Below are 13,189 nucleotides of genomic sequence, written 5' to 3'. Positions count from 1 at the left end.
AATTTATTTTTTATTGAATAAATCCAGCAGGATTATTATCCCAAAACACTTGTACTGCAAGTCCAGGTTTTTGAGAGATATTTATATTTCTATCTACTGTAACATTCGGATACAGGAATGATCTTGGGAAAGTACCTGTACCTAACAATGTTGGTTGTAAGTTTCCTGGTGCTCCAGTTCTTCTGTAAAGGTTGTATCCTTCAACTCCGTTACCATACATTGCTAACCAGTATTCTTTACCAATAATGTCCATTTTTTCAGCATCGCTTGATGCTGCCATGTATGCTGCCATTACATCATTTACATAGTTGTCAATATCAGCTGCGGTAGCTACGTTAGTAAAGTCTCCTGGGTTAGGTAGAAATTCTGTAACTGTAGCCATAGAGGATCTGATTCCTTGTTCTAACATTGCAGCATCATTATCTGTAGTTCCTAAGAAAAGTGCAGCTTCTGCTCTCATGAAGTATACAAATGAATCCATCATGATTGGCCAAATTCCAGCACCTTGAAGACCATCATTGTCATCAATAGTATCAGCATCATTGTCATCATAACGACCACCTACAGGGTATACACCAAATGTAGTTCTTTTGTTGTTATCTGGCGGAATACCTTCGCGGTTTGCGTGATCTCTACCCCAATATCCGTCACCTCTACCAAATAGAGAACAGAATGGAAGTGGAACTGCTTGCATAGCGTCAATTGGTGCATATGTTGCAGGTCTTGGATCATTCCAACAGCTGATTTCATTATCTAATGTAGCTTCATCAGTAGGGAAGCTGTTTACTTGTCTGTAAACGTAGTATCTTAATCTAGGATCATCTGAACCTTTTTCTTCTGCTAATGCCCACATTAAGTAGTTAGGAATATATTCCCCAGTATTTGCAGCTAAGTATTCTTCAACGAAGTACGGGTGTCTACTTTGTGGATTGATTGATGTACCAGAAGTCCATTTGAAATCTTCAGAACTAGAAGTAATGATATCACCACTACCAACTAATGCGTTAATTCCAGCAGTTGAACCAGCTGGATCAATTAATCTTCTGTTTAAATAGTATCTTAGTTTTAATGTGTTTGCTAACTTAGTCCAATTAGTCATTGAAGAACTATTGTCTTCTCCGTAGAACAAGTCATTAAAACCAGGAGTGTTTCCGTCAATACTTGCGAAATCAGCTAAAGCTAAATCAAGTTCAGCTAATGCAGCATCATATACGTCAGCACCAGCATCTACAGCAGGGAAAACAATTCCGCTGTTTCCTTGTAATGCTTCTGAGTAAGGTACATCACCAAAGTAATCTACCATAGTCATCATTGTGTATGCTTTGATAATTCTAGCAACACCAATGTGTCTAGAACGTCCAGCGGCAGAAGCAATAGGAATTAATGCTTCAACTTCATTTAGGATGTTTGTATATCCTGTGATCCACATACCAGAGTTGCTGGCATTTGTGTTATTAAAGTTAATTTCGTACGTATCAAACATGTATTCCAAACGTACAGCTTCTGCTCCAGATTCGGTAGCATCTTCAAAGAAAGAAGCTAGCGAAACTTGGATAAAGTTCAAGTTTGTGTCCGCATCCAATGCACTTGGCGCCGGAACATTAGGGTCTACTAATAAGTCCAATTCTGTTGTTTCACAAGAGAATACAAGTATTAGACCTAGCAACCAAAATAATTTATTATTTTTTATTTTCATTGTTAATTTTTTTAGAAAGTTACTTTTACGCTCATACCGTATCTTCTAGAGTTCCAAGAAGTTAAGTAGTCAAATCCTTGAGAGTTACCAACACCTAAACTGTTTAATTCAGGATCGTAGTTTACACTGTCTGGAGTATTAAATGCTTTTACAAACAGGTTTTGTCCAGAAAGAGTAAATGAAATGTTTCCAAAAGGAGTTTTATCTAACCATTTCTTTGGAAGTCTGTAGCTGATCGAAGCTTCTCTTAATCTTAAGTGTGTAGCATCGTAAATTAATGCTTCATCAATACCGAAACCAATATTGTTAAAGTATGCTTCTGTAGCAGTTAATTGAATATCGTTTGGCTGTCCTGTAGCTTGGCGAACACCAGGCAATACAATACTTTGTGTTCTGTCAAAATCAGTATCTTCAACAAGTCCTCTACCTATTAAGGCACCAACTGTAGTTGCGTAAATATCTCCACCTTGTTGGTATTCCCATTGCATGTTTACAGACCAGTTTTTCCAAGTAATTCCAGTATTTACAGTTGTAAACCAATCTGGGTTTGGATCTCCAATAATACCATTGTTAGGGTCTTGAAGCCAATATCCATCTTCTCCTACAAGTCTGTTTCCGTCTTCATCTCTTAAAATCTGTCCACCAACAATAACACCTAATGGCTGATCGTTAATAGCGGCATTTTGAGTAGTAGAGAAGATACCTCCATATTGTATTTGCTCTCCATCATCTAATCCTTTAACAGAGCTTTCGTTTTGAGTAAAGCTACCAGAAAATTTGAGTTCAAAATCTTCTGTTCTAATTGGAGTAACATCAAAAGCAATTTCAAAACCTTCATTAATTACATTACCAATGTTGGTAAATGTACTTGTGTATCCTGTTTCAGGAGCTAAAGGTCTTTGGATAATTTGATCTTCTGTATCTCTGTTATAGTATGTAAAGTCAAATCCGACTCTGTTGTCTAAGAATCTTGCTTCAAGACCAACTTCAAACTCTTTAGAAAGCTCAGGCTTTAAGTCTGGATTTGGTAAGAAGTTAGGAATACTTGTTGTTGTTGTAGAGTTTCCTCCAGCAGTTTGGAAAATGTTTGGTACTAAAGAAATAACTCCTCTTGTTGTGTAAGGACCAGGGAAACCTGGAGAAGTACCGTAACCAGCTCTAAGCTTTAAGAAGTTTAATCCGTTTGTAGAACGTAATCCTTCAAAAGCAGATGTTGGGATAAATGATAAACTCACACCAGGAGAGAATTGTGATCTATTCTCTTGCTCTAATGTTGAATTCCATTCGTTTCTTAAAGATGTATTTAAGTATAAGTAGTTTTTGTACGACAATGTACCAGAAACATAAGCGGCAACGTTGTTTTGCTCACTGAATGTTTGGTATGTTTGATTGTTATCAGCAAAAACAGTCCCTTCAATAATTGTACTAGAGTTGCTAAAGTTTAAGTGATTCCATAATCCATAAATGATTTGGTCTCTACTTTCAGATCCGTCACGTTCAAAAACTTGACGCTTTGTTGTAGCTCCAATAGTTGCCTGAACAGCAAAATCTTCAGAAAGTTCTTTGTCTAAAGAAATCAATAAAGACTGATCCCAAATAGTGAATCTTTCAGAAGTAGTTTGTAAATATCCATTTGGATGTAAACCATCATTAGAACCTTTGTTAATCACACGTCTTGATCTTGTATTTTGACTGTCAATACCTAAACGGTAGCTTAATGTCATCCAATCTGCTGCTTCATAAGAAGCTACAAAGTTTGTAAATACACGATCGGTACTGTTTTTATCTTGTGTGTTATTTGCAGCCCAAGCTGGGTTTGTACGGTCATTACCACCTCTATACCAAATGCTTTCTCCTGTAATTGGGTGTTGGTTAGGTAAAGTGATGTCAACACTTCGTGGTAAGTAAAGTACATTCCATATAGAAGCAATACCTCCAGTACCAGCAGTAGATGATGTTACGTCACTACCTGTAGAAGCATCTGTAAATGGACTTCTAATATCTGTTTTTGCCAAACTAATTTTACCAGATAATGTAAATTTATTTGACATTTTATACGTTCCACCAACAGAGAAGTTATCTCTACGTAAGCTGTTGTTAGGAACGAATGATTGATCGTCTACATGTGCGTAAGAAGCGTTGAAACTTCCTTTGTCTGAAAAAGAACCTGCAACATTAACAGAAGTACTCGCGATTGTTCCAGTTTTGAAAAACTCTTTCTGGCTATCGTAAGGTCTGTACGTTACATTTTGAGCATCTAAATCAGTTCTTCCTGGGAATAATGTTGATGGTTCAACACCAAAGTTGTTTAAAAGTGACGTTCTGAATGCATTGTCAATCGTAGCTTGACTATCAAAACGTGCTCCCCAGTTACTGAAGAAAGCTCCGTATACATTTTGGAAACCATTACCCCAAGTATCTTGGTAGTCTGGTAAAATAATACTGTTAAAGAAAATTGACTGGTTTACAGTTACTTCCATTTTCTTGTTAGCATCTTTTCCTGTTTTCGTTGTAATTAAGATTACACCATTACGTCCTTCACCACCATATAAAGCTGTTGCACTTAAACCTTTTAAGATACTTACGCTTTCGATGTTATTTGGATCGATGTCGGCAAATCTACTGCTCACGTTACCAGACTGGAAAGCACCTGAACTCGCAGATTGGTTTGCTCCACCTGAAGATCCATCAAATGGTACGCCATCTACAATAAATAAAGGTTGGTTTCCACCAGTAATAGAAGACTGTCCTCTAATGATGATGTTAGAACCACTACCAGAAACTCCTCCAGAACCAGTAATTCTTACACCAGAAGCTTTACCACGTAATATCTTACCGATATCCGTATCTGCTTTCTGTTCTAAGTCTTCACTTTCTACAGTAGTTACAGCGTAACCTAAGGCTTTCTTTTCCTTTTTAATACCCTGTGCAGTAATAATTACTTCCTCTAATTGGTTGTCAGGTTCTAAAGAAGCATTAATTGTGCTTGAAGCACCAACAGTTACTTCTTTATTCTTATACCCAACATAACTAAATACAAGAGTTTGTCCTTGATTTACTTTGATAGAGTAGTTTCCATCAAAATCAGTAGATGTCCCTGTGTTAGTTTCTTTAACGACTACACTGGCTGCGGGAAGCGGTATTCCAGATTCGTCGGAAACAGTACCTTTGACTGTTTTTTCTTGTGCGAGCGCAAGCTGCACCATTAACGCCAGCAAAAGCGTTAACATTCCATTAAACTTTGTTCTCATTGTGTTAATTATTTGAATTAGCTATCCCAAAAATCATAATAATATGTTAATATTCCTATTTTTTTAAGGAAAAAAGTCACTAGGTTACAAGAAAAGTAGCGTTACAATTACTGTTAAAAAGAAGTAGATAAGCTTATATGAACCTTAGATTCAGATAGTTTAATAGCTGAGTTGTTGGTTTTTCCAACAGCGTAATTAATTTTTAAAAGCCCTGATTTTGACCGAATTCCAAGTCCAAAGCCAAAGCCATATAATTTCACATCGGTTTGTGTTAAATCGTCTTGCAAATAAGTAAAATCTATAATAGAGTGTACGTACGAATTTCGAGAAAGAATATACCTGTATTCTGTATTTACAGTACTGTAAAGTGTCGCTTCTAAACTATTTTCATTAAATCCTCTAATGGATTGAATTCCTCCAAGGCGAAACTTCTCGTTGGTCAAATACGCATCGGAAATTAAAGCTTCAGATGTGTTGTTGATATAAATAAAATTTCGATTATTTAATTCCCATAAATAATTTCCTGTAAACGAAAATTTTGTCTGTTGGTTTTTTTCTGCATTATTTTTTCGAGTTCCTAACTGACCTTCTAGACTTACAATTACTTTGTCTGGAAAAATACTGTAATTAGAATTTCTTTTTGAAAAAGTATAGCCAGCAGTAGTAAAAAAACTTTTGTAATCGTCAATGGCGGTATTTGTGTTATCATCCAAAAGATTATTTGACTCTATTTGTTGTATGCCAACATGAACTTGGTTGTTTTGATTAATCTGGTAAAAAGTCTTAAACTTTGTGTTAATAATTGTAAAAAGTGAATCGCGCTTAAAAATGTCCAAGCCAGCATTAATTCCTAGCGGAGAATTGAAAACATACGGAATCTTCAAATCGGCTAAAAACTTAGTTTGTTTATTTCCATCATTCTTCCAAAGAAGATTAAACTGTTCGCCAGCATTCAAATTATTGGTCAATTTCAAATCGAGATAACCATTCAATTTTAAGTTTCCAGTATCTTCATTAGAATTAAATCCAATAAAACCATCAAAAAAATTACTCTTTACCTTTTCAATGTATATATATAAGGTAGTAGAATCTTTTGTGAACAACAATTCCGGATCTTTAATTTGGCGAGCAAAAGGTAATTGGTCAATGCGCTTGGTTTGTTTTGTAATTTCTTCCTTATTGAAAATTTTTGAGGTCAACCGCAAATAATGTTTTGTGTATGACTTCGGAAACTTCTCGTATCCTTTAATAATAATTTTATCCAAACGACGCTTTTCTGTAATTTTAATATTCAAATCGGCTAAAATAATGTCGTCTCTCTTTTTAATATTTTGAAGTTGTACTTCTGCAAACGGATTTCCGGTATTCTGAAAATTTTCTACAATAGCTTCTAGAAAAGGTGTAAGGTTTTCGGGAGTAATCTTAAAATGTGTATCGGTATATTCTAAATTGAATGCGTTGAGGAGACTTGCGTCTAAATCGTCACTATTATATGTAATCTTTAAAGAGGTATATTTTCTATTAAGGCTGAATGTGCTTTGGTAAATACTGTCATTTACTTTCTCAAGCTTGGAATAAGACGCATCAAAATATCCTATGTTAAAAAAAGCTTTTTGTAAAGCAGTCAGTTCATCTACAATAGATTTTATATTTTCGTGCGATTTCTTATAATTGGTCGCATCAATAATTTCCTGTTCATCAGAAGTGCTTCCGCTTATTTGTAAAGTTTGACTGCACGCAAACGAAAAACAAAAAAGCATAAAAAGTATAATTGAAATATGTGTTGTTGATTTTTTCAAGCTAAAAAGTGAATCCGATCATTGCTCAAAATAACGCAAAAAAACAGGAAATACTATGTGTGAATGCTTGAAAAAATTAATCTTATTGAAAATTAAGTCGTTAAGATTTGAATAATAAGAAATAATACTTACCTTTGCCGCCCTCTAAAGAGGGTTTTAACATCAAAATATATTTAATAATAGATGCCAACAATTTCACAATTAGTAAGAAAAGGAAGAGCCAAAATAACTAAGAAGAGTAAATCGGCTGCTTTAGATTCTTGTCCTCAGCGACGTGGAGTTTGTACGCGTGTATACACGACAACACCAAAAAAACCGAATTCAGCAATGCGTAAAGTTGCCAGAGTTCGTTTAACAAATGGTAATGAAGTGAATGCTTACATTCCAGGGGAAGGACACAATCTACAAGAGCACTCGATAGTATTAGTTAGAGGTGGAAGGGTAAAAGATTTACCAGGAGTTAGATATCATATCGTTCGTGGAGCTTTAGACACCGCAGGTGTAGAAGGAAGAACACAACGTAGATCTAAGTACGGTGCAAAACGCCCAAAGAAGTAATTAAAAACTTTTAATGTAAAGACATGAGAAAAAGAAAGGCGAAAAAAAGACCTCTTTTACCAGATCCAAGATTTAACGATCAATTAGTAACACGTTTTGTAAACAACTTAATGTGGGATGGTAAAAAGTCTGTAGCATTCAAGATTTTCTATGACGCAATGGATATTGTAGATTCAAAGAAAACAGACGACGAAAAAACAGCTTTAGAATTATGGAAAGACGCATTATCTAATGTAATGCCACACGTAGAAGTTCGCTCACGTAGAGTAGGTGGAGCTACATTCCAAATTCCAATGCAAATTAGACCAGATAGAAAAGTATCTATGGCGATGAAGTGGTTAATTAGCTATTCTCGTAAAAGAAATGAGAAATCAATGGCTTTAAAATTAGCTTCTGAGGTATTAGCAGCTGCAAAAGAAGAAGGTGCGGCAGTTAAGAAAAGAGTTGATACTCATAAGATGGCTGAAGCGAATAAAGCATTCTCACATTTTAGATTTTAATCACACACAACTATAGAAATGGCTAGAGATTTAAAATATACTAGAAATATCGGTATCGCTGCTCATATTGATGCTGGTAAAACAACTACAACAGAGCGTATCTTATACTATACAGGTGTAAGTCACAAAATTGGAGAAGTGCACGATGGTGCTGCAACAATGGACTGGATGGAGCAAGAGCAAGAACGTGGTATTACAATTACGTCGGCTGCTACAACATGTACATGGCAATTCCCAACTGAAAACGGGAAACCAACTGCAGATGCTAAAGGATATCACTTCAATATTATCGATACTCCAGGTCACGTTGACTTTACAGTAGAGGTAAACCGTTCATTACGTGTATTAGATGGATTAGTCTTCTTATTTAGTGCAGTTGATGGTGTTGAGCCACAATCTGAAACTAACTGGAGACTTGCAGATAACTACAAAGTTCCAAGAATCGGATTTGTAAACAAAATGGACCGTCAGGGATCTAACTTCGCTAACGTATGTACGCAAGTGAAAGAAATGTTAGGTTCAAATGCTGTTCAAATTGTATTGCCAATCGGAGAGGAAATGGACTTTAAAGGGATTGTTGACTTAGTGAAAAACCGTGCTATCGTTTGGCATGATGAAACACAAGGTTCTACGTTTGACGTAATTGACATTCCAGAAGAATTAAAAGCAGAAGCAGCAGAAGCACGTGCACACTTAATTGAAGAAGTAGCAACGTATGATGAAAACTTGTTAGAGAAATTCATGGAAGATGAAAACTCTATCACTGAAGATGAAATTCACGCTGCATTAAGAGCTGCTGTAATGGACATGGCAATCATACCTATGATTTGTGGTTCTGCATTCAAAAACAAAGGAGTTCAGTTCTTGTTAGATGCAGTATGTCGTTACTTGCCTTCACCAATTGATAAAGATGATATCGTTGGTACAAATCCTGAAACAGGAGAGGAGATTACTCGTAAGCCAGATGCTAAAGATCCTTTCGCGGCATTAGCATTTAAAATTGCTACAGATCCTTTCGTAGGGCGTTTAGCATTCTTCCGTGCATACTCAGGAAGATTAGATGCAGGTTCTTACGTATTAAATAACCGTTCAGGTAAAAAAGAGCGTATCTCTCGTATCTACCAAATGCACTCTAATAAGCAAAATGCTATCGATTTTATCGAAGCTGGAGATATTGGTGCAGCAGTAGGATTTAAAAGTATCAAAACAGGAGATACACTTTCTGATGAAAAAAATCCAATCGTTTTAGAGTCTATGGACTTCCCTGATCCAGTAATTGGTATTGCGGTAGAGCCTAAAACTAAAGCGGATGTTGATAAATTGGGAATCGCTTTAGCGAAATTAGCTGAAGAAGATCCAACATTCACAGTAAAAACTGATGAAGCTTCTGGGCAAACAGTGATCTCAGGAATGGGAGAGCTTCACTTAGATATTATTGTAGACCGTTTAAGACGTGAGTTTAAGGTTGAAGTAAATCAAGGTGAGCCACAAGTAGAGTACAAAGAAGCATTAACAAGATTAGCAGAACACAGAGAAACATATAAAAAACAATCTGGTGGACGTGGTAAATTCGGTGATATCGTATTTGAAATGAGTCCAGTTGATGAAGATTTTGAAGGTGTTGGATTGCAATTCGTTGATGAAATTAAAGGTGGACGTATTCCAAAAGAATTCATTCCATCTGTAGAAAAAGGATTCAAAACAGCAATGTTGAATGGACCTTTAGCTGGTTTCGAAATGGATTCTATGAAGATTGTTTTAAAAGACGGATCTTTCCACCCTGTGGATTCTGATGCATTATCATTCGAATTGGCAGCAAAATTAGGATACAAATCAGCAGCAAAAGCGGCTGGAGCGGTAATCCTTGAGCCGATCATGAAATTAGAAGTATTAACTCCAGAAGAAAACATGGGAGATATTGTAGGTGACTTAAACCGTCGTCGTGGACAAGTATCTGACATGTCTGATAGGGCTGGATCTAAAGTTGTAAAAGCAACTGTTCCATTATCAGAAATGTTCGGTTATGTAACTTCATTAAGAACATTATCATCTGGTAGAGCAACTTCAACAATGGAATTCTCTCATTATGCAGAAACTCCTTCTAACATTTCTGAAGAAGTAATTGCTAAATCTAAAGGTGTAACTGCTTAAAACTAAGAAAATGAGTCAAAAAATTAGAATCAAATTAAAATCATACGATCATAACTTAGTTGATAAGTCAGCTGAAAAAATCGTAAAAACAGTAAAAACTACGGGTGCTGTTGTAACTGGACCAATTCCATTACCTACGCACAAGAAAATCTTTACTGTATTGCGTTCTCCACACGTAAACAAGAAATCTAGAGAGCAATTTCAATTAAGTTCTTACAAGAGACTATTAGATATCTATAGTTCTTCTTCAAAGACAATTGATGCGCTTATGAAGCTTGAATTGCCAAGTGGTGTTGAGGTGGAAATTAAAGTTTAATTTCCATTCCCGCGCAGGCGGGAATCTCATCAAACTAAGAAGATCAAACAATAAAGTTTTCCACATGCGTGGAAAGTAAACATGTCCGGAGCTGCGTGCAAAGGAAAAACGGTAAAAATACAATTCAGAGCGAAGCGTATTTTCGCTCTGAATTTTTTTAAATAGTAATTAAATAATAACGGATAATGGTGTTAGGTTTGGAAAACAACTGAGCCTAAAAATCCAAAATTCAAAATCTAAAATCAAATTATGTCTGGGTTAATCGGAAAAAAAATCGGCATGACTAGCATCTTTGACGAGAATGGAAAAAACATTCCATGTACAGTTATCGAAGCAGGTCCGTGTGTCGTTACCCAAGTCAGAACCAATGAGGTTGACGGGTATGAAGCTCTTCAACTTGGTTTCGATGACAAGGCAGAAAAACGTGCTTCAAAAGCGGCTAATGGTCACTTTAAAAAAGCAGGTACTTCGCCTAAATACAAAGTTGTTGAATTCCAAGGATTTGAAGAAGAATACAAATTAGGAGACAGTATTACAGTGGAGCACTTTGAAGAAGGTGAATTCGTTGATGTTGCTGGAACTTCAAAAGGTAAAGGTTTTCAAGGTGTTGTAAAACGTCATGGATTCGGAGGAGTTGGACAAGCAACACACGGTCAACACAACCGTTTGAGAGCACCAGGTTCTATTGGAGCTGCATCATATCCAGCACGTGTATTCAAAGGAATGCGCATGGCGGGAAGAATGGGTGGAGAAAAAGTGAAAGTTCAAAATTTAAGAGTTTTAAAAGTTGTTCCTGAGAAGAACTTATTAGTTGTCAAAGGATGTGTTCCTGGGCATAAAAACGCTTATGTAATCGTTCAGAAGTAATGGAAGTAGCAGTTTTAGACATAAACGGAAAAGAAACAGGTAGAAAGGCAAACCTTTCTGATGCTGTTTTTGCTATTGAGCCTAATGATCATGCAGTTTACTTAGATGTGAAGCAATATCTTGCAAATCAAAGACAAGGAACGCATAAGGCTAAAGAAAGAGCTGAAATCGCTGGAAGTACTCGTAAAATTAAAAAACAAAAAGGTACAGGTACAGCGAGAGCAGGTAGTATAAAAAACCCTTTATTCAAAGGTGGAGGTAGAGTTTTTGGTCCAAGACCAAGAAGTTATGCTCAGAAGTTAAACAAAAATGTAAAGAGATTGGCTAGAAAATCAGCTCTTACATTAAAGGCAAAAAGCGAGTCAATCATCGTAATTGAAGACTTTGATTTTGACGCTCCTAAGACTAAAAATTTCATCAATGTATTGAAAGCTTTAGGGTTAGATAGTAAAAAATCGCTATTTGTGTTGGGTGATTCAAATAATAATGTATATTTGTCGTCACGTAATTTGAAAACCTCTGAGGTTTTAACTAGCTCAGAATTAAGTACTTATAAAATAGTTAATGCAAATAGCATAGTTGTTTTTGAAGGTGCATTAGAAGGAATTGAGTCAAATTTAAGTAAATAAGGAACCAAATGAGCATCTTAATTAAGCCAGTTGTAACTGAAAAAGCTACTGCTGATAGTGAATTAAATAATCGTTACACTTTCTTAGTAAATGTAAAAGCTAACAAAGTAGAGATTAAGAAAACTATAGAGGCTACTTATGGGGTTTCTGTAGAGAAAGTTCGTACTATGAATTACGGACCTGATAGAAAAACACGTTACACCAAAACTGGAATCCAGCATGGTAAAACGAATGCGACGAAAAAAGCAATCGTTGATGTAGCGGAAGGAGATATTATTGATTTTTATAGCAATATATAAGTAAAGACAAAAAATGTCAGTAAGAAAATTAAAACCAATTACACCAGCTCAGCGTTTTAGAGTAGTCAATGGATTCGATGCCATCACTACTGATAAGCCGGAAAAGAGCTTGCTCGCACCGAAAAAGAGATCTGGTGGTAGAAACAATCAAGGTAAAATGACCATGCGTTACATCGGAGGTGGTCATAAGAAAAGATACCGTATAATTGATTTCAAAAGAGATAGAAAAGACATTTCTGCGGAAGTGAAAACTATTGAGTATGATCCAAATAGAACCGCTTTTATTGCATTAGTTCAATACACTGATGGTGAAAAGCGTTACATCATTGCTCAAAATGGTTTAAAAGTAGGTCAGTCTGTTGTTTCAGGAGAAAAAGTGGCGCCAGAAATTGGAAACACAATGCCTTTAAGCAACATTCCTCTAGGAACTATTATTTCTTGTGTAGAATTACGTCCAGGTCAAGGAGCTGTTATGGCTCGTAGTGCTGGTGCTTTTGCTCAGTTGATGGCTCGTGATGGTAAATATGCTACGATCAAATTGCCTTCTGGTGAAACAAGAATGGTGATGGCAAATTGTTTAGCGACAATTGGAGCTATCTCAAATTCAGATCACCAATTGTTAGTATCTGGTAAAGCAGGTAGAGGTAGATGGTTAGGTAGAAGACCAAGAACGAGACCAGTAGTAATGAACCCTGTCGATCACCCAATGGGAGGTGGAGAAGGTAAATCTTCTGGAGGACATCCAAGATCAAGAAACGGAATTCCAGCTAAAGGATACCGTACAAGATCTAAGACGAAAGCGAGTAATAAATATATCATAGAACGTAGAAAGAAATAAGACATGGCTAGATCATTAAAAAAAGGACCTTACGTTCACTATAGTTTAGATAAAAAAGTGCAACAAAATATTGAGTCAGGAAAGAAAGCTGTGATCAAAACTTGGTCAAGAGCATCTATGATTACTCCAGATTTCGTTGGTCAGACTATCGCTGTTCATAACGGTCGTCAGTTTGTTCCTGTATATGTTACAGAAAACATGGTAGGACATAAATTAGGAGAATTTTCACCAACAAGATCGTTTAGAGGTCACGCTGGTGCGAAAAATAAAGGAAAAAAATAATAA

12 protein-coding genes are annotated in these 13,189 nt (G+C 36.1%); 9 read left to right on the top strand and 3 right to left on the bottom strand.

Annotated elements, in window-relative coordinates:
- Positions 1-10: 10 nt before the first annotated feature.
- The 3 genes from KAOT1_RS11550 to KAOT1_RS11540 all read right to left on the bottom strand — a co-directional run bounded on the left by KAOT1_RS11550 (position 11) and on the right by KAOT1_RS11540 (position 6,707).
- Positions 11-1,696, bottom strand: a complete 1,686-nt coding sequence (locus KAOT1_RS11550; protein WP_007094995.1) for a SusD/RagB family nutrient-binding outer membrane lipoprotein — start codon at positions 1,694-1,696, stop codon at positions 11-13.
- Between the two features lie 11 nt (positions 1,697-1,707).
- A complete protein-coding gene (locus tag KAOT1_RS11545) occupies positions 1,708-4,947 on the bottom strand; it encodes a SusC/RagA family TonB-linked outer membrane protein (protein WP_007094994.1) in 3,240 nt (1,079 codons plus the stop codon).
- A gap of 113 nt (positions 4,948-5,060) precedes the next feature.
- Positions 5,061-6,707, bottom strand: a complete 1,647-nt coding sequence (locus KAOT1_RS11540) for a BamA/TamA family outer membrane protein (protein WP_007094993.1) — start codon at positions 6,705-6,707, stop codon at positions 5,061-5,063.
- A 222-nt stretch (positions 6,708-6,929) separates the two neighbouring features.
- Between KAOT1_RS11540 and rpsL the strand changes: the two genes are divergently transcribed.
- The 9 genes from rpsL (at position 6,930) to rpsS (ending at position 13,186) form a co-directional block, all read left to right on the top strand.
- Positions 6,930-7,304, top strand: a complete 375-nt coding sequence (gene rpsL, locus KAOT1_RS11535) for a 30S ribosomal protein S12 (RefSeq protein ID WP_007094992.1) — start codon at positions 6,930-6,932, stop codon at positions 7,302-7,304.
- A 23-nt stretch (positions 7,305-7,327) separates the two neighbouring features.
- On the top strand, positions 7,328-7,804 hold the full coding sequence (gene rpsG / locus KAOT1_RS11530; protein ID WP_007094991.1) for a 30S ribosomal protein S7: 477 nt from the start codon (positions 7,328-7,330) through the stop codon (positions 7,802-7,804).
- Between the two features lie 18 nt (positions 7,805-7,822).
- Positions 7,823-9,955, top strand: coding sequence for an elongation factor G (gene fusA, locus KAOT1_RS11525; protein WP_007094990.1), 2,133 nt, complete (start codon positions 7,823-7,825; stop codon positions 9,953-9,955).
- Between the two features lie 10 nt (positions 9,956-9,965).
- Complete coding sequence (gene rpsJ, locus KAOT1_RS11520; RefSeq protein ID WP_007094989.1) at positions 9,966-10,271, top strand: 30S ribosomal protein S10; 306 nt, start codon at positions 9,966-9,968, stop codon at positions 10,269-10,271.
- Between the two features lie 249 nt (positions 10,272-10,520).
- Entirely contained in the window at positions 10,521-11,138 is a 618-nt protein-coding gene (gene rplC, locus KAOT1_RS11515) for a 50S ribosomal protein L3 (protein ID WP_007094988.1), read from the top strand.
- Positions 11,138-11,767 (top strand): 50S ribosomal protein L4, encoded by a 630-nt coding sequence (rplD, locus tag KAOT1_RS11510; RefSeq protein WP_007094987.1) that lies wholly within the window; start codon positions 11,138-11,140, stop codon positions 11,765-11,767. The genes rplC and rplD overlap by 1 nt, the downstream gene beginning before the upstream one ends.
- 8 nt (positions 11,768-11,775) lie before the next feature.
- Entirely contained in the window at positions 11,776-12,066 is a 291-nt protein-coding gene (gene rplW, locus KAOT1_RS11505; RefSeq protein WP_007094986.1) for a 50S ribosomal protein L23, read from the top strand.
- Positions 12,067-12,079: 13 nt separating this feature from the next.
- Positions 12,080-12,904, top strand: coding sequence for a 50S ribosomal protein L2 (rplB, locus tag KAOT1_RS11500; RefSeq protein WP_007094985.1), 825 nt, complete (start codon positions 12,080-12,082; stop codon positions 12,902-12,904).
- Between the two features lie 3 nt (positions 12,905-12,907).
- Positions 12,908-13,186 (top strand): 30S ribosomal protein S19, encoded by a 279-nt coding sequence (rpsS, locus tag KAOT1_RS11495; RefSeq protein ID WP_007094984.1) that lies wholly within the window; start codon positions 12,908-12,910, stop codon positions 13,184-13,186.
- Positions 13,187-13,189 lie beyond the last annotated feature (3 nt).

This window comes from Kordia algicida OT-1, from assembly GCF_000154725.1.
Classification (GTDB): domain Bacteria; phylum Bacteroidota; class Bacteroidia; order Flavobacteriales; family Flavobacteriaceae; genus Kordia; species Kordia algicida.
Note: the sequence above shows the minus strand (reverse complement) of the source record. Positions and strands in the feature narration are given on the sequence as shown.

Excerpts from the sequence above, each read along its gene's own strand:
- KAOT1_RS11545 (WP_007094994.1), bottom strand. The coding sequence starts at position 4,947 with ATGAGAACAAAGTTTAATGGAATGTTAACGCTTTTGCTGGCGTTAATG.
- rplD (WP_007094987.1), top strand. The coding sequence starts at position 11,138 with ATGGAAGTAGCAGTTTTAGACATAAACGGAAAAGAAACAGGTAGAAAG.
- rplC (WP_007094988.1), top strand. The coding sequence starts at position 10,521 with ATGTCTGGGTTAATCGGAAAAAAAATCGGCATGACTAGCATCTTTGAC.
- KAOT1_RS11550 (WP_007094995.1), bottom strand. The coding sequence starts at position 1,696 with ATGAAAATAAAAAATAATAAATTATTTTGGTTGCTAGGTCTAATACTT.
- fusA (WP_007094990.1), top strand. The coding sequence starts at position 7,823 with ATGGCTAGAGATTTAAAATATACTAGAAATATCGGTATCGCTGCTCAT.
- rplB (WP_007094985.1), top strand. The coding sequence starts at position 12,080 with ATGTCAGTAAGAAAATTAAAACCAATTACACCAGCTCAGCGTTTTAGA.
- rpsJ (WP_007094989.1), top strand. The coding sequence starts at position 9,966 with ATGAGTCAAAAAATTAGAATCAAATTAAAATCATACGATCATAACTTA.
- rpsG (WP_007094991.1), top strand. The coding sequence starts at position 7,328 with ATGAGAAAAAGAAAGGCGAAAAAAAGACCTCTTTTACCAGATCCAAGA.
- rpsL (WP_007094992.1), top strand. The coding sequence starts at position 6,930 with ATGCCAACAATTTCACAATTAGTAAGAAAAGGAAGAGCCAAAATAACT.
- KAOT1_RS11540 (WP_007094993.1), bottom strand. The coding sequence starts at position 6,707 with ATGCTTTTTTGTTTTTCGTTTGCGTGCAGTCAAACTTTACAAATAAGC.
- rplW (WP_007094986.1), top strand. The coding sequence starts at position 11,776 with ATGAGCATCTTAATTAAGCCAGTTGTAACTGAAAAAGCTACTGCTGAT.
- rpsS (WP_007094984.1), top strand. The coding sequence starts at position 12,908 with ATGGCTAGATCATTAAAAAAAGGACCTTACGTTCACTATAGTTTAGAT.